Origin of the sequence: Corallococcus sp. NCSPR001 (assembly GCF_017309135.1) — a bacterium.
Taxonomy (GTDB): Bacteria; Myxococcota; Myxococcia; order Myxococcales; family Myxococcaceae; genus Corallococcus.
On sequence record NZ_JAFIMS010000002.1, the window covers coordinates 7563838 to 7583623 of the forward strand.

A 19786-nucleotide genomic window follows, 5' to 3' on the forward strand; every position below is an offset into this window, starting at 1 on the left:
GAGGTCGTGGGCGGGCGCGAGCTGGGTGGCCAGCGAGGACGCCGGCAGGTGCAGCACCGCAGGACAGACACACGCAGCACAGGGGGTAATGACCATGCTGAATCTGACGTGCTTCATCGTGGAGGGCGCCGGGCCGTCGAAGGTGCAAGTGGTGCAGTTCGACGAGCGCAACGGCGTGTTCTTCCTCGGCAACGACCCGACCAATCCCTATCGCTTCCCGAGCGAGAAGCAGGCGAAGAGCGCGGCGGATGAGTTTGGTGGCAGCGTCCGGATGGAGTTCGTCTCCAGGCCGCGCCACTTCGACCACTAACCGAGACGAGGCGGGGTGCCAGGACGGGCCCCGCCTCCCGAGGCGACCATGCCTGCAATTGACCTGACGAAGCTCACTCCGGCGGAGTTGATGGCGCAGGCCCGCGCGGGCAACTGGGCGCGGGTGGACCGCGAGCTGCGTCGCCGCGGGCCCGACGCCACCCGGGAGGCGCTCGATGCCGTGCCGCTGGACCTGGCCGCGCTGAGCCCCGACGCGAAGTGCCGCTGTGGTCACCTGCTCAAGCAGCACGGAGAGAAGGGCGCCGGGCGTTGCTGGTGTGGCTGCCAGGGCTTCCGGAGGCCGACTTGAAGCCGCTGCGCGAGGTGCTCTTCGTGTTGGAGACCCTCCGCGGCGCGGGCTACTGCCGCCCGGAAGTGGACGTGCCTCACCTGCGTTTCGAACTGGAGCGCATCGAGCGCGCCCAGGCAGTCGAGGCGGAGGTGATGCGCGCGGCCGAGGACGCCATCGAGCAGCTGGCGCCCGACGGCACCCCCGCGATGGACCGGCGGTGGCGCGAGGAGCAGACGACGTACACGGCGGCGCGGACGCGGCTCGCGGCGCTGAACCTGGAAGAGCTGATGCTCCGCTCCGATGTCGAGTGCGAGCTGTGGTGGGCGCGGAAGCGCGCGCTGGTCGCGGCCTGACAGTCAGACCGGCCTGATACGTAGGACAGAAACTTCAAACCTTTGGAGTCGCACCCATGGAAGCCACTGCCATCGTCGTCCCTGACGCTCCGGCGCCGCGCGCCCTCATCACCCGCGACGTCCTCAAGTACGAGGCGGAGCAGCGGAAGCTTCTGGCTGAGTATGTGAAGGGACAGATGGTCGCGGGCACGGACTTCGGGGTCATCCCGGGCACGCCGAAGCCCACGCTACTCAAGCCCGGCGCGGAGAAGCTCGTCACCCTCTTCCGCTGTACGCCGAAGTTCACCCTCATGGAGAAGCAGTCCACGCAGGACTTCGAGCGCGGCTTCTTCAACTACGTGTTCCGCTGCCGCATCTTCTCCCGCGACGCGGACGCGGTGGTGGCGGAGGGCTTCGGCAGCGCCAACAGCTACGAGTCCCGATACCGGTGGCGCAACGCGGCGCGGAAGTGCCCGGGGTGCGGCAAGGAGGCCATCATCCAGGGCAAAGCCGAGTACGGCGGCGGCTGGCTGTGCTTCAAGAAGAAGGACGGGTGCGGCGCGAAGTTCAACGCCGACGACACGTCCATCACCGGGCAGCAGGTGGGGCGCGTCGAGAACCCGGACTTGCCGGACATGGCCAACACCGTCCTCAAGATGACGAAGAAGCGCGCCCTGGTGGACGCCTCCATCGCCCTCGCGCGGTGTTCGGACATGTTCACCCAGGACGTCGAGGACTTCGGGGGCGACGCGCCGCCGGAAGACCTTGAGCCACCGCCCGGGACGCAGAAGCAGGCGAAGGGCGAACGTCGTTCGTCGCCAGCCGAGACGTCGCGCACGGGGAAGCCGACGGCCGAAGCTCCCGCCGCGAAGCCCACGCCGGGCGGCCCGGAGGATGTGGCCGCCGCCATCGTCGCGGAGGCGGAGCAGGCGCGGACGGCGGACGAGGTGAAGGCCCTGAGCGCGCGCGCACGGAAGCTGCCGACGGAGCCGCTCAAGCGCGCGGCGGCGGACGCCCTGCAGGCGGCCGTGAAGCGCCTGGGCATCGAGCCGGCGAAGAAGGCTCAGCCGGCGCCCGAGCCGGGGGCGGGAGGCTGACGTGCCCTGTCCTCCTGCCACCATCACGCTGTGGGCGAGGTGTCGCCGCCGGTCGGCGAAGGCCGCGCTCTACGCGCTACCGGTGGAGGGGGACATGTGGCTGCCCACGGCCGTCGCCACGGAGTCGCGGGAGCCGGAGAAGTCGCCACACGGTGACGTCTATCCACTGCGGGTGGTGGTGCGGAGGAACTTCCTCGCGCGGGAATGGCCGAACCTTCTCGCGAAGCTGGAGGCGGGCGCGCCGGCCTGCGTGGTGGCAGAGAGGCCGCGCCTGGTGGTGTCGGAGTCGAGCATCGCGAAGCCGGTGATGGAGTTCCGCGCGGCGTTGGATGCCTCGCGGCTGGAGTTCGAAGGCGCGGCGACGGTGCTGGGGCTGAGCGTGAAACAGGTTCGTGCGCTCTACCGCGGCTACCTGCGCGTCGAGTCGGAGGCGGAGCTGGTGAAGGTCGAGGCGGCGCTCAAGGCGGAGCTGGAGCGGCAGTCGAAGGTGACGGGGCTGCCCGTCGACGAGGGCATCTACTGGAGGAAGTTGTGGTGACGCTGAGCCTGCGTGCCGGGACATCCCGGGCGTGCCGAACACGTCCACACCACGCAGGCGAAGCACCCCGGCGGCATCGTGCCGCCGGGCCTTTACGCAACACCGTGCGTTCCGGACTGCTGCATACGGGCCCGGGCCGATCTCTTAGCGCACGAGGTTGCAACCCGGTCCCATTGTGGGGCCGGGCCTTTCGAGGCGCGGATGTCGCGCGCCCGCTCGGGGCGGACGGGCACACCCCCACCTGTCCGCGCCGAGCCTTTCACGCAGCACCAGCAGGACCGCGGCGTGGGCGTGGGCCCGGCAGTGGCGACTCGAGGTCGCCCGCCAGCGCAGCAGCACGTAGCACCCTCACACCCATAGGAGCCGTATGTCTTTCCTTCAGCGTCTCGCCGCGCTGGCACTCGTGTGCCTCGCGGCCTGCAGCAGCGCCGAACCTCAGCCTGCCCCGCCGGTCCCCGCCAAGAGCGTCGTCCTCAACGCGCTGTACCGCGAGGACAAGGCCGCGCCAGGCGTCCTCACTGACTTCGCCTTCGGGGACTCCGGCGAGGTCCTCGCGATGGGCCCGCCGGGCAGCGTCGCCGACCGCATCAACCACGACACTGCCGTCATCGACGCCCAGGGCCGCCCCGCGGAGGACTGCGCGGTGAGCGGACACGAGCACGAGGACCTGCCCTTTCTGCCCCAGATGCTGGTGTCCCCGGTGCCGGGCCAGGTGGCGCCCTGGCAGGACTTCACCGAGCTGCTCGCGGCGGTGCGCACCCGCGCGGCGGAGGTGCTCGCAGCGGAGAAGGCCGCCCAGGACGCCGGGCAGCCGGTGCCCGCGCGCCTGCCCATCGTCGGCCTCACCCTCTTCACCATCCACCCGGGCATAAACGCTTCGGGCATCAACGTCGCGGACGCGCTGGAGGCGGCGGCACCGGGCTTCTTCGTCTACCTCTTCGACGTGGACGGGCATGGAGCCCTGCACAACTGGACGGCGGCGACGCTGGTGGGATTCAACCCGAACTCCCCCGACCCTGAAGGCGGGCGCTTCGGGCGCGACGCCGCCGGACGGCTGGATGGGCACGCTCACGAACAGGGCGCGCAGGTGCCTTTCTTCCGCTTCGTCGCCGCCTTCATTCCCTTCGAGGTGAAGGTCGGTCAGCTCAACGCCTTCACGTCCGCGGCCTTTGCCCAGGGCTACTGCCGCACGACGGACATCAACTTCGTGGACTCCGTCGTCGTCGCCGAGCAGGTGCGCGCGGCGACGGCCGAGCCCCAGGCCATCGTCAGCGCCTGCCTACCCACGGACCCGGGCGAGCTGGCCAACTGCAAGCCGAACGCGGACGGCATCACCATCCTCAAGCGCTTCATCGACGGCGCCTTCGCTGACGGCTTCGCCAACACCGACGAGCACGGCGACCGCGACCCGGCGCTCGCGTACCTCAATCCGGAGACGCTGCCCGTCCACACCCTGCCCTGGTGGGGCAACTACAACCTGACGGACGCGCAGCTGGACCGCGACCTCGCGTGGGTGCTCGCCGACAAGGCCCACCGGCGGTTGGTGCTGCACGCGGCGGGACGCGGCGCCATCGGCCAGGTGATGCGCCGCATGGTGGCGGTGGGTGGCTCGCTTGAGGCCTTCCGCGACGTCGTCACCTTCGAGCATGTGGACCTGATTTCACCGGAGCAGGTGGCCGCGCTCGGTGCCGCCGGCATGGCCGTGGTCCTCAACACGCCGCACTTCGACCTGTACCCCGTCATCCAGCTCCGCTACCCAGCGGCCATCGTCGCGCAGTCCCAGCCGCTGGCCTCGCTGTACCGGGCGGGACTCACCATCGGCTACGGCGGCGACCGCTTCCTCGCGCCCGAGTCGCCATTCGCACAGGCGGGCCGCGCGGCGACGCACCGCAACCCGGCCGAGCGCGTCGACTTCGCCACCTACTGGCGCTCGCAGACGAGGATGACGGCCGAGCTCCGCGCGATGAGGGGCGTGGGCGCGCTGAAGGTGGGTGCCAGGGCCAACCTGCTCATCCTCAACCAGGACCCCTACGCGGTGGCGCCGGAGCAGATTGCGGCCACGCGCCCCCTGGTGACTGTCTCCGACGGCAAGGTCGTGTACTCGGACGGCACGCTGGCCCCGGCCACGCCGTAGCCGCTCCCCTCCCCTGACTTCGAAGCGGGCGGCGCTGCGCGGGCCGCCCGCCCTCTTCCCGCGCGTCGTCACGACGGCGCGCTCCTCGACGGCAGAGGTGCCAGATGACGACGTGCACGGACACCACGAAGTACACGGAAGCGGATGTGGAGCGGTGGCAAAGCCTCATCGCCGCCACTTTCAAAGTAGAGCGTGGGAATTCTTCTCCATGGGATGCACTCACCCACCTTCGCGGGGCCGCGCTGGAGGGCGCGAAAGTGGCGGGGCTGGTGGCGCGCAATGTCGAGAAGGAACAGCGCATTGGCGAGTTGCAAGCCCAGGTGGCGGACCTGGAGAAGCAGCTGGGCCTGAAGGAGGCCCAGCGCGCGACGGCTTTCCGCATCGGAAACGCACGGGTCGCCGAGCGCGACGCCCACCGCGCGCAGGTGGAGGAGCTGCGCGCCATTCTCACCGAGTACATGGCGGTGGACGGCAGCCAGGGTCTGTTCTCCGCCATGCGCCTGGGTGCCGTGCAAGAGCGCGCTCGCGCTGCCCTCGCCGCCCGGCCCGCCACGAACTCTCCGGCCGTTCCGGATGGTTCGCCTCCTGAACCTGTAAGCGGGGCTTACACGTTGCCCGTGCACCGGATGCTCTCCGCCCTCGACGTGCGCCTGCCGGAGTCCGACCCCTACGTGGCCCGGGTGACGGGGTTCCACGAGGCGATGGACCTGCCGGTGCGCCACGTGCCTGACGTCGGCACCGTCGAGGAGCGCGTGCTCGCGGGGAAGCTCCTGCTGGAGGAGACGCTGGAATTCCTGCGCGCGATGGGGCTGCACGTGCGCGCCCGCCTGGATGTGGGCGACTACGTGGTGGAGGTGGACCCGGACAGCCCCGGGCCGGACCTGGTCCAGATGCTCCACGAACTCGGCGACGCCCAGTACGTGGTGAGCGGGCGCGCGGCGCAGTTCGGCCTGCCGCTGCTCGCCGCGGTGACCGAGGAAATCCACCCGGCCAACATGCGCAAGCTGGGGCCCGACGGGCGCCCGGTGCGGCGTGCCGACGGGAAAGTCATCAAGCCCGAGGGCTGGGTGCCGGCGGACGTGTCCCGGGTGCTCCGCCGCGCGCAGGAGGGCCGCCCCACCCTGCCCCAGCGCATCGACGCCAGCCTCGCGAAGCTGGGCCACGAGCTGACGCCCACGGGCCGCCTCGTGGCCTCCGAGGTGGACGCGATGCTGCACCCCTCCGGGCGGTGCACCTGCGCGGGCGAGGGCCAGTGCGAGTGGTGCCGCGCGCGGTGTGACGCCTGCGGCGTCCCGGAGTCCGTGCGCCGTGCGGTGGTGCGCGTCTGGAGCGCGCTCCGCGTCACCACCCCCGAGCAGGGCGCGGCCGTGGCCGTCCTCCGCGCCGTCTTCGAGGAGCTGCCCGTCCCCGATGGCGACGAGGGGAGCGAGGCCGTGAAGATCCTCACCGCCCGTCACGCCGCCCTCATCCAGGGCGCGCTGGGCATGCGCAAGCCGCCCGACGCCCTCAGCTACCAGGACGTCGTGCTGATGGCTCAGGCGTGCAAGGCGGCGCTGTCGGACGTGATGGACCGGCACGACCTGCCGGAGCCCGCCAAGGACCGCATCGCCCTCGTGCACAACAGCCTCGTCGACGTGTGGCAGGGCGTGACCTTCCTCCAGCACCTGGCCGGGAGCGCGATGGTGAAGGCCGTGCGCGACGCTGCGCGCCTCGGGGCGGAGGACATGCGCGAGCGGGCGGCTCAGGTGCCGCACCAGTACGGACTCCTGGACGCCCGCTTCGCGCACGAGCTGATTCGAGACCTCCCGCTGCCCGGGGAGGAGGCGCCCCGTGGCTGAGCTCGTGGCATGGGTGGTGGAACTGGACGACGAGCACCACGAGGTGGTGTTCGAGCGCTCCGAAGCGCGGGCCCGCGTGCGTGGCGCGCGGAAGGAAGGACTCGATGCTCGCGACGCGAAGGCGCGGCGCGAGCCCCGCCTCGACGCGCACGCCCCCGGCCCGGTGCCCGCCCAGGCTCTGCTCGACATCGGCTGGCGCTTCGAGTGCAGCTACTGCAACCACGAGGTGGACGGCGAGGGCTGCTGGCGCTGCGCCGAAGCTGCCGAGGAGGAGTCGGGACACGAGGAGGAGTGGGCACCGCCGGTGACGCACGGGCAGGACGTCTGGTGCTCGGAGGGGTGTCGCGCGGCGGCCGTCCGCGAGCGTGCCGAGCGGCACCTCACCAGGGAGGCGGCCCTCGCGGACATGCGTCAGGCGTTGCCGAGCGCCGAGGTGACGAGCACGGTCGTCACCACTGGCACGGCCACGGTGTGGATGCGTGTCCCGGGATGCAAGAGCACGGTCCGCTACGAGTGGCCCGCTGGTGACTATCTCGTGCAGGTGCGCGACCACGCCGCACTGCTTGCTGCGCTCCGGCGCCCGGCGCTTGAGACGTGGGAGTCCGAGGGAGGCGCTGTTCCTGGCTGACGACCCGTTGAAGCCCCAGCCCCCGAGGAAGGCGGCGGGCGAACCGGCTTCGAGCTCCAACCTCTGAGGTCGCCTGCCTGCCGCTGTGAATGTCCAAGCCCGTGCCGATTTTTTGGCGCTGCGACAGGGCTGGGCGAGGCTGATGCAGAGGCACAAGTCGTAGGCCCTGATTGGCGAGACCCCAAGATGTGGGGTCGGCTGAAAATTGGACGCGGTCCCCATCTGCCCCTAGGGATGCAGGTGTTCAGTGAAGCTGGGTAGGACATCCCACGCTTCACCAGGAGTGGTTCACCCCAGCGGCGCGGGTGGCGCCGTGCAGTCAGCAGTGCTTCGCGGAGGTACCCGTGTCGGCAACGTGCAAACCAAGCAGTGTCCAGGTGTTCGAGTTCGAGCCTCAACAGCAGGTCCGCACCGTGGTGGGCGAGGACGGAAGGCCCCTCTTCGTCGCCAAGGACGTGGCCGAGGCGCTCGGCTACGTGTGGAATGGCAGTGCGGCCATCGCCCACGTCCCGGAGAAGTGGAGGGTGGTCAGATCCGTTCTGACCACCTCGGGCACGAAGGAGATGCCCACGCTCACCGAGCAGGGCCTGTACTTCTTCCTCGGACGCAGCGACAAGCCGAAGGCGCTGCCCTTCCAGATGTGGGTGGCTGAGCAGGTGGTGCCCTCCATCATGGCGACGGGCTCCTACTCGCTGCCGAGCGCCCAGCCCGTGTCCGTAGCCCGGCCCGGGCTGTCGAGGCCCCAGGAGCAGGTGGTCGCCCATTTCGCCATCGCGGAGCACCTGGCGAAGCTCCCGGGCGTCAAGACGGGGCTCATCACGTCCGTGGCCCTCGCCGCCATCCATACGGACACCGGGTTGACCATGGAGCCCTACCGGCAACTGCTGCCGGCGGGTGAGATTGGGCCTGCGCTCATCAACCCGACGGAGTTGGGCGAGCCGCTGGGCATGTTGCCCCAGAAGGTGAACAAGCGCCTTGCCGAACTCGGCTTCCAGGTTCGCTCCGAGCACGGGGACCGCAAGGCGTGGGTCCTCACCGAGGCGGGCGCGAAGTGGGGCGAGATGGTGCCCTTTACCCGGCGCGGCCACTCCGGCCTTCAGCCGCTGTGGAAGCCTGCGGTGCGCGGCCTCTTGCGGCCTACTGACACCATCGCCGCCTGAATGGGAGCCCCTGGTGCCAGGAATTGGCGCCGTCGGGACCCTGGTAGTACGCCAGCGCGAGTGCAAGGCATTGAGCCGCGCACGTTCACAGGGGATTGCCAATGTCCGATGAAGCTGCTCCGACTGATTCTGCCGCCACGCCGCCCTCGCCTTCGCGGCCCGAAGGCATCACGCCGTTCGACCTCTTCGCTGCGCACGCGTTGCAGGGGCTCCTGGCGAGCAATGGCCAGATGGTGCGCCGCACTGGCAACGACCTCAATTCACAGCGCGGACCGCCTTCGCGGGCGGACTACGTCGCAACTGCTTTGGAGATCGCCGAGTACATGGCTTCCGAGGCTAAGAAGCACCGCCGTCGTGTCGGCTAGCATCACCTCTCTTGCCGTTGCGGCACCGCGTGCGCATGGTCACCTTCCGCCGAGGAGGGAGCCCATGCGCACCAGCCGGATGCCCGTCGTAAAGCTGCACCTCACCGCCGCCGCGGCGAGCCTGCACGCAGAGGCGCTGGAGGCTGGCGGCCAGCTTCCGGCCAACGTCGAGCGCGTGGCCCACCTGGTGGACGACGCGCTCCGGGAGGCGGACCGCGAGGCTCAGACGGACGTGCGCGGACTCCCGCCGGAGGACTGGGCGGCGCCGCTGTAGCCAGGCGCGACGCTCGCCACCTGGCGGACGTGGTCCGCTATGGTGCGCCAGGAGAGCGAGGACGGCATGGCACGCGTCGACATGTTCATCACCCCGTCCCTGGACGGGCAGCCTGGGTTTCACTCCTTTACCAACATCCGGGTGATGTCGCGCGTCCCAGTGGTTGGAGAGGTTGTCCACCTCGGACGGGACTCGGACGGCGCCAGCGCGGACTACGAGGTGGTGCTGATGCGGCACACCCCGGAGGGCATTACCGACGCTCAGCTCTACCTGCGCCGCGTGTCGTGGGACGTGTTGCTTGAGCTGGCGCTCCCCGGAGCCCGACAGCCACAGGGGTAGGTCGGCACGCCTCCTGCTCTCCGCGCCCGCCATGACGACGACGGAGCGGGTGGCGCTGGCGCAGCGCCTGGGTGAAGCGGAGCTGGAGCTGCAGGACGCGATGCGCGGGCTGGACGGGAGTCCGGAGGCCCGGACGCGGCTGGCGGCTGCCCGGGAGGAGCACCAGGCGGCGGAGGCTCAGGCCCTGCTGGTGCTCGCGGACCAGCAGGCTCGCGCGGCCGCGTGACGGGGAGCTTGCGCATATCCCGAGAATCCTGCGTGCCGTGGACAAAGTTCAGACGGGGGCGTCAGCGCTTAGACATGAGTTGCGAGATGTGCACCTGGGCGGCCGTCTCCCGTTCAATCTCCTTCACCCGCTCCTCCGCCGTGGGGAGTTCAATGCCGACGCTCCGGGCCGCCATCAGGTATTCCTGCACGCTCAGGCCCGCTACAACGCGAGCAACAGCGAGGGCGTCCGGCCCACCCGGAACCTTCGGGTCGCTCTCCAGGCGCCGGCAGAGCTCCAGGTCCGCGCGTAGCTCATCCCTGGCGCGACGGAGCCACTCTTGCCGGTTTTCCTTCATCTGCGACTCGTTCGACATGGCTGGGTGTCCTTTCATAGGTGGCATCGACCACCGCGCCCCGTTGTGCCGGGGTGCACCCGAGAGGCTACCAGCCAGGACTGACGTTCTCTGGACACGACCTCATTCCGACCGGTCAGCTCCGCCCGCGTCCATCCCCCGAACGGGGAGGCTGACAGGCCACCAGCAGCTGCCATACGGTGGTGCTCTGCCCACGGCGCCCACGACGTGCCGGGCATGGGGGACACCATGAATGATGACCATCTGTACGGCCTCTACTTGCAGTACTTCGCGCTGGTGCGGTCCGGCTACGTCCTCGACCCCAAGATGTTCGTGGAGAGGCGAGAAATCGGTGGGAGTTCGAGCATCCCCGGCTACACGCTGCATGAGACAGTCGCCATCACGATGGGCGCCGCAGATGCCAAAAGCGAAAGAATTTCGGCCGACTTGTGGGACAAGCCGTCTCTGAGCCGGCTCATCAAGAAGAAACTTGGCGAGGGCTGATGCCGGCGCCGCGACCCACCCCTGCGCCGGGCGGACCGCGCGCAGTTACTTCAGCTTCCACAGCGCCGCGATGATCTGCCAGAGCAGCGACGCGCACGCAATGATGAGGGCGGCCCGTGGCACCCACCGGCTGCTCCTCGTCTCCGCCAGCGATTCAGTGTGCCGGAGCAGCGCCGCGAGGTAGTCCTCGTGGCGCTCCAGGTTCTTGATCTCCGCCTCTACGCGCTGTCTCACGCTGGGCAGTACGTCGCCGGGCGCCGTTGCGAGCCTTGTCCGCGTCTCGGTCACCAGTTGCCTCGTGACCTCATGGCGCACTTCAATTTCCAGGATGGCAAGCTCGCCCCGTGTTCGCGCCTCACTCCGCAGATGGGGCGCGAGCTCCTTCATCATCTCGTCGACGATGGAGACCCATGACTTCTGGCCATTCCATGCGTCGGTGATGACCCTCTCCATCATCGCCGCAAGCTTCGCGGCGATCTCGGCCTCCTTGCTCATGTGACGTCCACCCCTCTCGGCCGCGTCCTACCGCTTCTTCTTCTCCCGGGCGTGCCACTACCCCACGTGCCTCCACGTGAGGCACTGGAAGATGCGGCGCCGAGCCACCGGCTGAAACCGTGGGCAGCGGCGTGGCGGCGCTGCCGCACAGTCCACAAGCCGTCAGGCCTTCAGGCGAACTTCTCCAACCTGAATTGGCAGGGCCACGAGTATTTCCCGCAGACCCTGGAGCTGAGTCGACGGCTCTTTCCAGACATAGGGTCTCAACAGTTGCGGAACGGTGCCCCGGCTCGTGCTGTCCTTGAAGACAAGGGTGATGATCGAGAAGGCGTCCCCCTTCGCCCGCTTCTGTTGGATTGCATAATCGACTTCTGTCGCAAGAAACTTCTCGTCGACAAAATTTGGCGTAACGAAAAACACTGCCGCGCACGAATCCTCGAACCCCTTCAGGATTCCTCGCTCGAGTGAAGTTCCAGCGGGCATCGCATCTTCGTCGAGCCAAGGCGAGAAACCTAAGAGCAATAACGTCGACTTGAAGTCCCGAACCATCTCTTTGTCGACGCCTTTGTGACTAAGGAATATTTTCATTGGCAGCAATCCAAGTATCTGTTCGTGGTAGCGAAGCGCTTGCTTGAGTTCATCGGCTACGGCCTGGGCATTGATTGTGAGTGGTTGACCTTTGATGTCGGCAGGCACCGGGCGTGGTGACTTAATCAAGAGGACAAGGTCGCTTGGATTCAGCAAAAGCGAGCGCCGGATGACCTGACGCATTGCTTCCTTATTCCCGTCCGTTATCGCTGTGTTCTGAGTTGCCTGCCTGACAAGCATTTCAGACATATTGTCGCTTGTTATTAGTGCGGTGTTGCCAGTGTGGCGGAAGACCACGATTAGAAATTGGCCGGCCCCACCTGCCATTCTGTTACAGCCAGACAAGACGGGCCATGTGTGGACGCGATGTTGGTGGTTTTTACTGACCAAGTCCGCGTATTGAGTCAACAAAGTGTCGTAGAGGTCCATGTCTGAAGTCCTGTAGGTGCAGCTAGGAGTCGGCGCGAGACGCCACTAGTAGCCGGATCCCGGTGTCATGTGAAGGTCGCCGCGGGCGACCCGATGGACACATCGGAGGTGGTACTGGCCTACGTGTAGGTGTTCGCCTACCGCTTCTTCTTCTCCCGGGCGGCGTCCTCTGGCGGCCCCTCGCGCTTCTCGTAGTCGTCGCACGCCAGTTCCAGGAAGCGCCCCACGAGGGCGTTCCTAGAGATGACGGCAGGCTTCTTTCCGGCCGCCTTCCGCTGCGCCGTCTCACGTTGGGCGATGGCGTCGATTCGCGCCCACAAGCTCACCGGCAGGCGGATGGAGATCGCGGACACCTGCTCGGCGGATTCGTCATCGAACAGCGGCATATGCACTCCAGGGTGGCATCACTGAGAGGTTACGCCCAGCATATCCGCGCTGCAACGCCACTTAATGTCGCCTTGACGTGTCGCTACTTTGTGGCTACAAGTTATGTCGAAGTGGAGTCGCGCCTGTTCGATGGCCTGTCCTCCTCCTTCAGGTAGCCGTCCGCTCTCTTGCCCGCTTGTCCGGGCGCGTGGTCTACGAAAGCCCCAAAGGGCAGGTGCCATGAATTCTCGCCGCGAGCAGCCGTTGATGGAGCAGCACCAGGGCGGTGTGGGGCCGTACCGCTTCGGGCGGCGGCTTCGCGTGGGCGAAGGGCTGGGGCGAGTCTACGAGGCGCGGAACGAGGAGACGGGCAACCCGGCCTACGTGGTGACGCCCACGGGCGCCAGGGTGGACCTGGCGCCGGACGTGGCGCTCCAGTACCTCGTGACGACGTCCGCGCAGCCGGCCTTCATCGCCTGCGAACTCGTCTCCGTCCCTCCTGGTGCCGACGCCTCCGCGGTGGAGGCGGAGTTGCTGGATGTGAGCGAGGACGTGATGGACACGCTGCGCGAAGCGAAGAGGTCGAAGCGGGGGCTGGTGCACCTGCTGATGGGGCGCGTGCCGGTGGACCCGCGCAAGCTTCCCGCCCCGCCTCCCCCGGCGCCCGTCCCGCTCCCGAGCCGCTCAGGTCGCGGGCTGCGCGTCCTGACCGCCCTCTCCGTCGCGGCGGCGGGTGTCCTGGTGGCCCTCCACGCGAGCACACCGCCGCCACCGCCCGCGCCCATCCCGGCGGCGGATCCGGTGGTGGAGTACGTGCCCGCCACGCTCGCGGACGGCGTCATGGCGAACACCCTCGCCGGGGGCTCCTCCTCGCAGCCGCTGCGGGTCGAGCGACGCATCGTCGTCCCGAATAGGCCGCTCGACGGGCAAAAGGTGCCTCCGTGCTCGAAGCCGGAGCGCGAGGTCAACGGCGGCTGCTGGCTGGAGCTGAGCGACACCGCGCCCTGCCCGCCGAAGACGGCGGAGCACAAAGGGCGGTGCTACGTCGCGGTGCCCGCGCCCCCGGGCCAGTCCCTCTGGGAGCTTCCTTCGCGCGGGATGGCGCCCGCTGGCCCCGCGCACCAGCAGCCCTGAGCGGCATCGTCCAGCGCCGCACCTGGAAGCGCGGCGCGTAGCGGCGAACCTCTTCGCCCTGAAAGGGCCCCGCCGCTAGACGCGGCTCACGCAGAGACGGCAGCAGTGGGCTGGAGCAGTTCGCGCACCTTCGCGCGCCACATCGGGCGGTAGTCGGCGTGCCCGTTCTTCCCGACGAAGGGCACCATCTCCCCGTACTCGGCACCGGCCTCGGTGAGGACCCAGCGGTCCTTTTCGCCCAGCCGCTGGAAGCCCAGCTCCAGCAAGCGCATGTTGATGCGCTTCGCGCTCATGCCCAGCGGCTTGCCCAAGGCGGTGGGTGTGAGGCGGCCCGGGTCCGTCGAGGCCGGGAGGAGCTGCGCGAAGGCGTCCGTCGGGATGCCCGTCTTCAGCGTCACCGTCTGAAGCGTCTTCGCCCAGCGCATGCCCTCCTGGAGGCCGGGGACGCCAGCCATCGCGTTGCCCAGGAGAACGATGCTGGCCACCGTGTCCTGGAGGCTTCCCGGGGCCGCGGGGAGCAGCGCGGGCATGGGCGCCGCAGGTGGAGCACTAGGCGCGGTGTAGGAGCCCGTCTTGCGGATGGCAGGCAGCACGTCGTGGGCGAGCCACCGTTTGAACGCCGTCGCCCGCTCGGAACGGCTCGTGAAGATGAGCCGGTAGACTCCTGACTCCGACACGATGGTGGTGGTCGGGTTGCCCGGAATACCGTCAGCAATGCTGACGGTACCCCGCTCGTCATCGTCGAGGCGACTCGTCGCCATCCGGCTGTTGGACAAACCGAGCGCGTCGCACACCTCCTTCGCGACAAACCACGGCTCGCCGTCCGGGCCAGTAACGGTGCGGACGTGGTGGGACTCGAACTCGAACGTCTGGATGCTGCTGGGCTTGCAGTTCGACATGGACTGCCTCCGGGAAAAACACGAGCCACCCGGTGCCGTGCAACACCGGGTGGCTCGCGGCGCGCACCGCCCGAAGCTGGCGTGTGGCGACTGATGGGGAACGGCCTGCACGGGGGCCAACGCCCCAGCCATACCGAAGGAATCTTCCTCGTGCCGCTATTTAGGCCCGCCATCCCCTGCGCTCGTCTCGCCGGGCTTTGACGTTCGACGCGATGGCTACCCAAGGCGTCTGCGAATGGCCGGCCCTTCTGTCCAATCATGGGCATACGCTGGACGACGCCCTGTGCGGATGCTGTTGATGTCGGGCCGGGCGGCGGGTGCAGGTGAGCAGAGCGGTAGGCAGAAAGACGACGGGCCCGACCGGGGAAGACGGTCGAGCCCGCACAGGCCAGGAGCGCCGGGAAAGCACCGCTGGGGACGCCAGTATAGCGCCCCTGCGCGCGTGCGCACGGGCAGGAGTCCCTGATGCCCGCCTGTTCCCGTCGTCCTCACGCCACGCCCTCCCCTGCTGCCCGGCCCGGCCCGGCCCCGTTGCCGCCCGCCCCCAGCCCGGATGACGAGATGGAGGCGCTGCTACACCTGCTGCGAGAGCTCCCCGACGGCTGCCCTGAACAGCGCCGCGCCGAAGGCCGCCTCGTGCAACTGGTCCGGCCGCACATCGTGCGTGCGGCTGGGAGCATCGCGCGCACCTGGAAGGTGAGCGCCGAGGACCTGGAGCAGGAAGGCCAGCTGGCGACGCACAATGCGTGGCGCCGGTTCACGCCTGGCCGCGCCCCGGGCCGCTGCCTCTACCCCGCCTACGTGCTTCGCTTGGCCCGGCAGGCAATGGAGCGTGCCGCCGCGGCGGAGCGCAGCGCCGTCCACGTGACGCGACATGCGCGCCGGAAGGTGGCGCGGGCGAAGCGCGCGGCGCGGTCCACGGGCGTGGCGGTATCCACCGCGCTCCGCGCCCAGGGCCTGGACGAGGCCTCCATCCTGTCGCTGGGCGAGGGCTCCATCTCCACCGTCTCGCTTGAGCAGCTGCTGGCCGGCGAGGACGGTCGGGACTCCACGGCGAACGCGGAGGCGCGCCTGGGGCTGGTGGACACGACAGTTGTGCAGCAGGCGCACGTAGCCGAGCGCGATGCCGCCCTCGCCGCGCTGCACCGACTGCCGCGTCTCCAGCGCCAGGTGGTGCAGGCCTTGGCCGGCTTCGGCCGTGCCAGTGGGCTGCCGGCCACGGAGCGGACGCTCGCGCAGGAGCTGCGCCTACCGGTGGCCCAGGTGCACAACCTACACGTCCGCGGACTGACGCGGCTCCGCAAGGAACTCGACGCCCTGGGGCACGGGCCTGCGCTGCCCGATGACATGGAGGGGAAGCTGCGGCGCTACCGCGACGCCGCTCCCCGCGACGTGCGTCGGCGCCCCGCGGGTCCGACGGCGCAGCTCGGCCTGGAACTCCTGCGAGTGGAGTCCCGGCGTCCGTCGCTCCTGGGAGCGTAGCCGTGCCCACCATCGTCGCGAAGAGGGCGGGCACGTGCACGGCCGCCGGCTGCGGTGGGCGCATCCTCAAGGGGGAGTACGTGGAGTACTCCGCCGCCACCGGCACACGGCACCTGGAGTGCGTGAGCGCCGAGCAGGGTCGGCGCCCCAACCTCAAGGCGGGGCGCTGCCGGTGCGGCGCCCATGTAGCCCCGCGCGAGGGCTCCGTCCGGCTGGAGGAAACGCGGCTAAACGGACGACACCGCAAGTTGTGGCGCGTGGACTGCGCCGGGTGCAGCCGGCCCCTCCCCCCTTTGGGGTAGTGGAAAGCTGAACGCCTGTCAGGTGCCGATGTACACGGCTCCATGCTACGGAGTTCCTGTCCGACACGGATGGGGGTGACATGCTTCGTGTGATGGCTGCTGCTCTGGTGCTGGCGGGTGCCGCTGGCTGCTCCTCTCCTCGTAAGCAGTATTTGAAGCGCGCTGACATTTCAGACGAGGAACGAGCCGCTGTCCGCCGGCGCAAGCTCGTTCTCGGGATGCCTGAGGAGGGAGTGCATGCCTCATGGGGCAAGCCTTGCACGAGGCGGACGGAAACCACGCAAGAAGGCCAGACAACCCTGTGGCTCTACTGCGCGGTGTGTCCGTCTACGTCAGCCGCGATCAGCATTGCGACTGGACGCTACGAGGACGCCAAGTGCGCTCGAGAAAAGTCGGTCACGTTCACGAACGGTCGCGTCATCAAGTTCGTTGAGTAGGCTGATCACCCTGCCGCGCGAAACCTCACGCCTTCGAGGCTGAACTCCGTCGTACTGCCGGCCATGGGGGTGACGTATCCGTCGGTCGTCACCTTCACCCAGCCGAACGCGCCGTTGCTCACGACGGGGAACCGAACCTCCGTGCCCGGCCGATAGCCTGAGTCCAGCTGGAAACAGGCCGAGCCGAGAGTGCCGTTCTTGATGCTGCCGCCCAAGACGGTCTCTCCCTCGTTGCGGTAGTACGACGGGCCGCCGCGCGGCGCTCCCGTCCACACCCAGCCCGACGCGGGAATGAGCGTCGCCGAGACGAGCCCCTCCAGTTTCGACTGCACCACGACGCGCGCCGAGTCGATAAAGAGCGTGTATGCCAGGGCGTTGCCTTTGCCGATGTAGAGCTGGCAGTAACGAGCGAGGGTCGGGGCGACGGCGTACTTCCCCCTGCCGAGGTCCTTCCAGAGCGACGAGGCGGCACCCACATCCACGGGCGAGATACCGCCGGACGTGAGCAAGTTCCCGTTGCCGTCGAGCCATGCAAGCCATAGGACGCAGGTGTAGTTGTTGTCGGTGCCCTCGGTGTTCCCGCGCATGAGGACGCTGGGGTACACGAGGTCATCGGGCCGGACGACGAAGGGGGTGCTACCCAGCTTCGTCGCCAGTAGCGTCGGCGCCAAACGCACGGCGCGCGCCCCGCTGAAGACACTGGCGGGCTCGTCAAAGGCATCCACGTTCCAGACGCCGGGCGAGACGCTCCAGCCGTCTGGCGGCAACGACGCGTTGCTGAGCGCTTCGAAGTCCGAGTTGAGGGGCAGCGCGGCATAGGTGACGGTTGGCAGGAGCATAGACGGAGCGACGTACCGGGGCGCCAGCGTCACCTCCGTGCTGGCGGGCCCGGCGTTGCCCTTCTCGTCGCGGGGGATGACGCGCGCGTAGTAGGCGCGGCCCGCCACCAGGTCAGCCACCTCGAAGCGCGTCGCGCGGCTGTTGGCTCGGAACGTCGCCTGCGAGGGCGTGAAGGCGGGTGAGCTGCTGATGTGGAGTTCGTAGGAGTCCCAGGCGGGCCCGGTGGCAGCGGGCGTCCACGCGAGGCTGAAGCCGTTGACGGTGTTCGTGACGCTCAACCCGGCCGGCGCCGAAGGGCCAGTGAATGGCACGCTCGGCGCGACACCGGGGCGAGACTCCTTCGAAGCCCAGACGGCGAGACTCGTGGACGGGCGCCCGCGCAGCTCGAGCTTCGTGCGCGCCTCGCCACTGGAGGCCGATTCGAACTCGACGGACTGGACGGCCAGCACCTGCGCGGAGTCGAACCGTACGCTGTCGGGCTGAACCTCGATGAGGTCCGACGCCTCCAGGTACCAGTGAATCCCGGGCAGCGTCAGCGACATGCTCACCGCCGACTCGGAGAGATCCGCGAGCGCGGCGTTCGCCAGGCGCAACGCCTCCGCCGCGGTGTCGATGAGCGAGGAGGCCGCCTCCGCCACCCGCATCCACCGGCGCCCGTAGAGGGCGATGCTGGCGGCATTGCTGACCTCCACCGTCTTGCGCTTGCGCGCACCGGTGGCGTCCAGGTCCGCCTTGTCGGAGTACACCACCTGCACGACATTCCGGACGTGCTCCAGGCTCTGCCGCACCGGAGACGCGTCCAGGTAGTAGTCCGGCCCGTAGCTGGCGACCGGCGTCAGCGTCGTGCGGTCCGGGCTCCAGAGCGTGAGCGCGAAGGCCCCCGCGTCCACGCGCCAGCGCATGCGGACGTCCCAGCCAATCTGCTCGGCGAGGAAGCGCACCGCATCCAGGATGGGCTCCTGCTTCTGGGCGTACGGCCCGCGCACACTGCTCGGGTTCACGGGCGTGTAGAGCCCGTAGCTGCCCATGCCGTTGTCGTTGAGGATGGACTGGATGACGGACTGCACGGCGACGCCGGCCGTGCTGCCGTAGTTCCTGTCCACCTCGATGTGCGTGTCCTGCAGGACGCCACCGAGGTCCCGGCCGCTGAAGGTCATCTCCTCTGGCCCGGGGTCCACCTCGTCGATGCGCCCGCGCCAGGCCTCGGTCCACGAGCTCGGCGGCACGTTCGAGCGCAGCGTTCCGAGCGGAGCCGCGGCGGTCTCGATGCGGAAGTACACGCCCGGGCGGATGAGGGGCGCGTACGCCCCGCCGCTCGTGTTGAAGAAGCTCGCCACCACTAGCGGCGCCAGGGACAGCCGGGTGCCGCCGGGGCCGTTCCGCACGACCGACACGCTGGCGGTCGAAACCGGCGCCTCGATGCTGTCCGACCAGGACGCGCCAAGCAGGTAGTCCCCACCCACCAACGTCGAGAGGTCCACCCACGTGGCGTCGCGCTGCACCAGCACGCGAACGTGCGACGCGAAACCCGCCCGGCACGAGGCCAACGCCGCGGAGCTGCTGGAGAGCGTGCGCATCAGGCGGCCTCCGGCTGCTGCCACAACTCGAAGTCCATGTACTGGCCCTGCACCCTCGCGCCGCCCTCGTCGTACTCCACGGCCTGCGCGTCGCCCGCCTGCCCCAGCACCTGGAAGGGGCCGGGGATGCCAGTACCGTCCGCGCGGTGGTAGGGCAGCGGGCCAAAGGGCGTCGCGGCGGCGGCCCACTGCGGCACCCACGACTCCGGCACGCCGTACGGCAGGAGGACCAGGTCATCGCAGTCCAGCGGACCTGATGCGCCGGGGTGGTTGGAGATGGTGAATGCGCCTGGGGCGCGGAGCCCCACGCCCAGGCCGATGAGCGTATCCGCCTCGAGGTCTCCGTACGCGAGCCACTCCTCCCCGTTGAGCCACGTCCTGTCGGCCCATGGGGCCACCACGACGTGCTGCCAGACGCCCGCGCTGAAGGCGCCCTTGAGCCAGGCGCCCGCGACGTAGTTGCCCGTGGTGGCCGTGGCCCAAGTGACGGAAGCGCCGGCCGCGAGCACCAGGCCACCGGTGCCGAAGTGGGGCGTGGAGCTGCCGGGCCCCACTCCGACGGTACCCACCACCGTCGCGGCGAGGCCCTTGCTGCTCACCAACCCGGTGTCGCCGTTGGCTTCGAAGGACCAGGAGTGCCCGTCACCGTCGATGAGTCGCCGCAGGGCCTGGGCATCCGCCATCGGCATCGGCGGCGTCCCGCCGGACCAGATGAAGTCGCGCGAGCGGGTGCCGCTCTGCGCCCATCCACTGAAGGTCCGCACGCGCGGGCCGCGCAACGTGGGCTTCTGGGTGAGCCCCTTCGACGCTGAACACCGCACCTCGATGCCGCTGAGGGTGAGATAGGCCATGCCCCTCCAGAAGGGG

Annotated in this window: 22 protein-coding genes and 1 pseudogene; 16 read left to right on the top strand and 7 right to left on the bottom strand. The window is 69.1% G+C overall.

The window, feature by feature from the left end; genetic code table 11:
• Positions 1-94 precede the first annotated feature (94 nt).
• From JYJ93_RS32090 to JYJ93_RS32150, 13 genes and pseudogenes are all read left to right on the top strand, one after another.
• Positions 95-310 carry a hypothetical protein gene (locus JYJ93_RS32090; protein WP_206798358.1) on the top strand — a complete coding sequence of 72 codons (216 nt, stop codon included), beginning with the start codon at positions 95-97 and terminating at the stop codon, positions 308-310.
• 48 nt (positions 311-358) lie between these two features.
• Positions 359-619 carry a hypothetical protein gene (locus tag JYJ93_RS32095; RefSeq protein WP_206798359.1) on the top strand — a complete coding sequence of 87 codons (261 nt, stop codon included), beginning with the start codon at positions 359-361 and terminating at the stop codon, positions 617-619.
• On the top strand, positions 616-954 hold the full coding sequence (locus tag JYJ93_RS32100; protein WP_206798360.1) for a hypothetical protein: 339 nt from the start codon (positions 616-618) through the stop codon (positions 952-954). The genes JYJ93_RS32095 and JYJ93_RS32100 overlap by 4 nt, the downstream gene beginning before the upstream one ends.
• 56 nt (positions 955-1010) lie before the next feature.
• Positions 1011-2030 (top strand): hypothetical protein, encoded by a 1020-nt coding sequence (locus JYJ93_RS32105; protein ID WP_206798361.1) that lies wholly within the window; start codon positions 1011-1013, stop codon positions 2028-2030.
• A 1-nt stretch (position 2031) separates the two neighbouring features.
• Positions 2032-2568 (top strand): hypothetical protein, encoded by a 537-nt coding sequence (locus JYJ93_RS32110; RefSeq protein ID WP_206798362.1) that lies wholly within the window; start codon positions 2032-2034, stop codon positions 2566-2568.
• Positions 2569-2935: 367 nt separating this feature from the next.
• Positions 2936-4702, top strand: coding sequence for an amidohydrolase family protein (locus JYJ93_RS32115; RefSeq protein ID WP_206798363.1), 1767 nt, complete (start codon positions 2936-2938; stop codon positions 4700-4702).
• Between the two features lie 626 nt (positions 4703-5328).
• Positions 5329-5769: pseudogene (locus JYJ93_RS40880) on the top strand (hypothetical protein); the annotation flags it as partial.
• A gap of 763 nt (positions 5770-6532) precedes the next feature.
• Complete coding sequence (locus JYJ93_RS32125; RefSeq protein WP_206798365.1) at positions 6533-7168, top strand: hypothetical protein; 636 nt, start codon at positions 6533-6535, stop codon at positions 7166-7168.
• A 377-nt stretch (positions 7169-7545) separates the two neighbouring features.
• Positions 7546-8328, top strand: a complete 783-nt coding sequence (locus JYJ93_RS32130; RefSeq protein WP_206798366.1) for a BRO family protein — start codon at positions 7546-7548, stop codon at positions 8326-8328.
• A 101-nt stretch (positions 8329-8429) separates the two neighbouring features.
• Positions 8430-8693: a hypothetical protein gene (locus JYJ93_RS32135; RefSeq protein WP_206798367.1), complete on the top strand. Its 264-nt coding sequence runs from the start codon at positions 8430-8432 to the stop codon at positions 8691-8693.
• 64 nt (positions 8694-8757) lie between these two features.
• Positions 8758-8967, top strand: a complete 210-nt coding sequence (locus JYJ93_RS32140; RefSeq protein ID WP_206798368.1) for a hypothetical protein — start codon at positions 8758-8760, stop codon at positions 8965-8967.
• 66 nt (positions 8968-9033) lie between these two features.
• Positions 9034-9306 carry a hypothetical protein gene (locus JYJ93_RS32145; protein ID WP_206798369.1) on the top strand — a complete coding sequence of 91 codons (273 nt, stop codon included), beginning with the start codon at positions 9034-9036 and terminating at the stop codon, positions 9304-9306.
• 31 nt (positions 9307-9337) lie between these two features.
• The gene (locus JYJ93_RS32150; protein ID WP_206798370.1) at positions 9338-9532 is read left to right on the top strand and encodes a hypothetical protein; all 195 of its coding nucleotides are present in this window, start codon (positions 9338-9340) and stop codon (positions 9530-9532) included.
• Positions 9533-9593: 61 nt separating this feature from the next.
• Here JYJ93_RS32150 and JYJ93_RS32155 read toward each other — a convergent pair whose 3' ends face one another.
• On the bottom strand, positions 9594-9887 hold the full coding sequence (locus JYJ93_RS32155; protein ID WP_206798371.1) for a hypothetical protein: 294 nt from the start codon (positions 9885-9887) through the stop codon (positions 9594-9596).
• A 228-nt stretch (positions 9888-10115) separates the two neighbouring features.
• On the opposite strand from JYJ93_RS32155, the gene JYJ93_RS32160 reads away from it, so the two are divergent.
• Complete coding sequence (locus tag JYJ93_RS32160) at positions 10116-10370, top strand: hypothetical protein (RefSeq protein ID WP_206798372.1); 255 nt, start codon at positions 10116-10118, stop codon at positions 10368-10370.
• Between the two features lie 45 nt (positions 10371-10415).
• On the opposite strand, the gene JYJ93_RS32165 is transcribed toward JYJ93_RS32160, so the two are convergent.
• The 3 genes from JYJ93_RS32165 to JYJ93_RS32175 form a co-directional block, all read right to left on the bottom strand.
• The gene (locus tag JYJ93_RS32165; protein WP_206798373.1) at positions 10416-10865 is read right to left on the bottom strand and encodes a hypothetical protein; all 450 of its coding nucleotides are present in this window, start codon (positions 10863-10865) and stop codon (positions 10416-10418) included.
• A 162-nt stretch (positions 10866-11027) separates the two neighbouring features.
• Positions 11028-11882, bottom strand: coding sequence for a toll/interleukin-1 receptor domain-containing protein (locus JYJ93_RS32170; RefSeq protein WP_206798374.1), 855 nt, complete (start codon positions 11880-11882; stop codon positions 11028-11030).
• A 137-nt stretch (positions 11883-12019) separates the two neighbouring features.
• Positions 12020-12268 carry a hypothetical protein gene (locus JYJ93_RS32175; RefSeq protein WP_206798375.1) on the bottom strand — a complete coding sequence of 83 codons (249 nt, stop codon included), beginning with the start codon at positions 12266-12268 and terminating at the stop codon, positions 12020-12022.
• A gap of 220 nt (positions 12269-12488) precedes the next feature.
• Between JYJ93_RS32175 and JYJ93_RS32180 the strand changes: the two genes are divergently transcribed.
• The gene (locus JYJ93_RS32180) at positions 12489-13382 is read left to right on the top strand and encodes a hypothetical protein (RefSeq protein ID WP_206798376.1); all 894 of its coding nucleotides are present in this window, start codon (positions 12489-12491) and stop codon (positions 13380-13382) included.
• 86 nt (positions 13383-13468) lie between these two features.
• Here JYJ93_RS32180 and JYJ93_RS32185 read toward each other — a convergent pair whose 3' ends face one another.
• Entirely contained in the window at positions 13469-14281 is an 813-nt protein-coding gene (locus tag JYJ93_RS32185; RefSeq protein ID WP_206798377.1) for a BRO family protein, read from the bottom strand.
• A gap of 465 nt (positions 14282-14746) precedes the next feature.
• On the opposite strand from JYJ93_RS32185, the gene JYJ93_RS32190 reads away from it, so the two are divergent.
• On the top strand, positions 14747-15763 hold the full coding sequence (locus JYJ93_RS32190; RefSeq protein ID WP_206798378.1) for a hypothetical protein: 1017 nt from the start codon (positions 14747-14749) through the stop codon (positions 15761-15763).
• Positions 15764-16507: 744 nt separating this feature from the next.
• Here the strand turns inward: JYJ93_RS32190 and JYJ93_RS32195 are convergent.
• Both JYJ93_RS32195 and JYJ93_RS32200 read right to left on the bottom strand, forming a co-directional pair.
• The gene (locus JYJ93_RS32195; RefSeq protein WP_206798379.1) at positions 16508-18919 is read right to left on the bottom strand and encodes a fibronectin type III domain-containing protein; all 2412 of its coding nucleotides are present in this window, start codon (positions 18917-18919) and stop codon (positions 16508-16510) included.
• Complete coding sequence (locus JYJ93_RS32200; protein ID WP_206798380.1) at positions 18919-19770, bottom strand: hypothetical protein; 852 nt, start codon at positions 19768-19770, stop codon at positions 18919-18921. Before JYJ93_RS32200 ends, JYJ93_RS32195 begins: the two co-directional genes overlap by 1 nt.
• Positions 19771-19786: the final 16 nt, after the last annotated feature.

What these genes read in the sequence shown, in the direction of transcription:
- JYJ93_RS32195 (WP_206798379.1), bottom strand. Translation starts at nt 18,919, where the DNA reads ATGCGCACGCTCTCCAGCAGCTCCGCGGCGTTGGCCTCGTGCCGGGCG.
- JYJ93_RS32095 (WP_206798359.1), top strand. Translation starts at nt 359, where the DNA reads ATGCCTGCAATTGACCTGACGAAGCTCACTCCGGCGGAGTTGATGGCG.
- JYJ93_RS32140 (WP_206798368.1), top strand. Translation starts at nt 8,758, where the DNA reads ATGCGCACCAGCCGGATGCCCGTCGTAAAGCTGCACCTCACCGCCGCC.
- JYJ93_RS32135 (WP_206798367.1), top strand. Translation starts at nt 8,430, where the DNA reads ATGTCCGATGAAGCTGCTCCGACTGATTCTGCCGCCACGCCGCCCTCG.
- JYJ93_RS32165 (WP_206798373.1), bottom strand. Translation starts at nt 10,865, where the DNA reads ATGAGCAAGGAGGCCGAGATCGCCGCGAAGCTTGCGGCGATGATGGAG.
- JYJ93_RS32105 (WP_206798361.1), top strand. Translation starts at nt 1,011, where the DNA reads ATGGAAGCCACTGCCATCGTCGTCCCTGACGCTCCGGCGCCGCGCGCC.
- JYJ93_RS32150 (WP_206798370.1), top strand. Translation starts at nt 9,338, where the DNA reads ATGACGACGACGGAGCGGGTGGCGCTGGCGCAGCGCCTGGGTGAAGCG.
- JYJ93_RS32190 (WP_206798378.1), top strand. Translation starts at nt 14,747, where the DNA reads ATGCCCGCCTGTTCCCGTCGTCCTCACGCCACGCCCTCCCCTGCTGCC.
- JYJ93_RS32180 (WP_206798376.1), top strand. Translation starts at nt 12,489, where the DNA reads ATGAATTCTCGCCGCGAGCAGCCGTTGATGGAGCAGCACCAGGGCGGT.
- JYJ93_RS32170 (WP_206798374.1), bottom strand. Translation starts at nt 11,882, where the DNA reads ATGGACCTCTACGACACTTTGTTGACTCAATACGCGGACTTGGTCAGT.
- JYJ93_RS32175 (WP_206798375.1), bottom strand. Translation starts at nt 12,268, where the DNA reads ATGCCGCTGTTCGATGACGAATCCGCCGAGCAGGTGTCCGCGATCTCC.
- JYJ93_RS32160 (WP_206798372.1), top strand. Translation starts at nt 10,116, where the DNA reads ATGAATGATGACCATCTGTACGGCCTCTACTTGCAGTACTTCGCGCTG.
- JYJ93_RS32155 (WP_206798371.1), bottom strand. Translation starts at nt 9,887, where the DNA reads ATGTCGAACGAGTCGCAGATGAAGGAAAACCGGCAAGAGTGGCTCCGT.
- JYJ93_RS32145 (WP_206798369.1), top strand. Translation starts at nt 9,034, where the DNA reads ATGGCACGCGTCGACATGTTCATCACCCCGTCCCTGGACGGGCAGCCT.
- JYJ93_RS32185 (WP_206798377.1), bottom strand. Translation starts at nt 14,281, where the DNA reads ATGTCGAACTGCAAGCCCAGCAGCATCCAGACGTTCGAGTTCGAGTCC.
- JYJ93_RS32115 (WP_206798363.1), top strand. Translation starts at nt 2,936, where the DNA reads ATGTCTTTCCTTCAGCGTCTCGCCGCGCTGGCACTCGTGTGCCTCGCG.
- JYJ93_RS32090 (WP_206798358.1), top strand. Translation starts at nt 95, where the DNA reads ATGCTGAATCTGACGTGCTTCATCGTGGAGGGCGCCGGGCCGTCGAAG.
- JYJ93_RS32200 (WP_206798380.1), bottom strand. Translation starts at nt 19,770, where the DNA reads ATGGCCTATCTCACCCTCAGCGGCATCGAGGTGCGGTGTTCAGCGTCG.